The following is a 1,196-nucleotide window of genomic DNA, read 5'->3' on the forward strand; positions in this document are numbered from 1 at the left end:
GGTAATCCCCCCATTTTTAACGGAGGTGATAAGTAGAATCAGGTCATACGTTGAATATGCTGCATTGGCGTGTAGCCATTCAGCGCCATATTCGGACGTTCGTGATTATAAAACCATTGCCACTGCGTGGCATAGCCCTGCAATTCATCCAGTGATGCAAACAGGTGTTGTCCCAGCCAGTCATAACGCACTGTCCGGTTATATCGCTCAATATAAGCATTCTGCTGAGGTTTGCCCGGTTGTATAAAACGAAGAGTTATATTTTGCTGAGCTGCCCATGCCATCAGTATTTTTCCGGTATATTCTGGCCCGTTATCGCAGCGTATTGCTGATGGTTTACCTTTCCATTCAATCAGTTGGTCGAGGGTCCTCACCACCCGGTTTGCGGGCAGAGAAAAATCCACCTCAATAGCCAGCGCTTCACGATTGAAGTCATCAATAACATTCAGCAGACGAACGGAACGACCATCCGACAGTTGATCCTGCATGAAGTCCATCGACCAGCATTCATTGCGGCTTTCAGGCACTGCCAGCGGTTCAGGTTTATCCCGTTTCAGTCTTTTTTTCGGTTTGATTCGCATGTTCAGCGACAACTCGCAGTAAATCCGGTATACCCTTTTGTGATTGAACTTAAAGCCTTTTACGTTACGAAGGTACAAAAAACACAGACCAAAACCCCAGTTGCGCTGACTGTCAGTGATGCGGAGCAGCCAGTCAGCAATAACCGTGTTTTCTTCATTCAGTTGAGGCTGATAGCGATAGCAACTTTCGCTGACAGCAAACAACTGGCAGGCAAAACGTATACTGATGCTTCGTCTTCTGACCGCATCCTGTGCCATCTGCTTTCGGTACGATGGCTTCACCACTTTTTTGCCATGGCCTCCTGAATAATTTCGGCTTTGAGCCGTTCTTCGGCATACATCTTTTTCAGGCGGCGGTTTTCGTCTTCCAGCTCTTTCAGACGTGCCATCATGGAGGCATCCATTCCACCAAAGCGTGAACGCCACTTGTAGAAACTGGCATTGCTCATGCCATGCTCGCGGCACAGCTCAGCAACCGGCGTCCCGGCCTCGGCCTGCTTGAGGATGGCCATGATCTGGCTGTCGGTAAAGCGTGATTTTTTCACAGAGATCTCCCCGGTTCAGATTACGAGAAAATTCTACTTATGAACACACCGGTTTTTCGGGGGGATTACC

At 48.6% G+C, this 1,196-nt stretch carries 1 protein-coding gene; it reads right to left on the minus strand.

Annotated features, from left to right (window positions below; translation table 11 throughout):
* Positions 1 to 38: 38 nt before the first annotated feature.
* A protein-coding gene (locus BTJ39_RS24235) for an IS3 family transposase (protein WP_096777790.1) occupies positions 39 to 1,126 on the minus strand; the annotation gives its coding sequence in 2 pieces (ribosomal slippage) (positions 39 to 874 and positions 874 to 1,126; 1,089 coding nt in all).
* Between the last annotated feature and the right edge of the window lie 70 nt (positions 1,127 to 1,196).

The sequence above is a fragment of the Izhakiella australiensis genome (assembly GCF_002006995.1).
Lineage (GTDB): Bacteria > Pseudomonadota > Gammaproteobacteria > Enterobacterales > Enterobacteriaceae > Izhakiella > Izhakiella australiensis.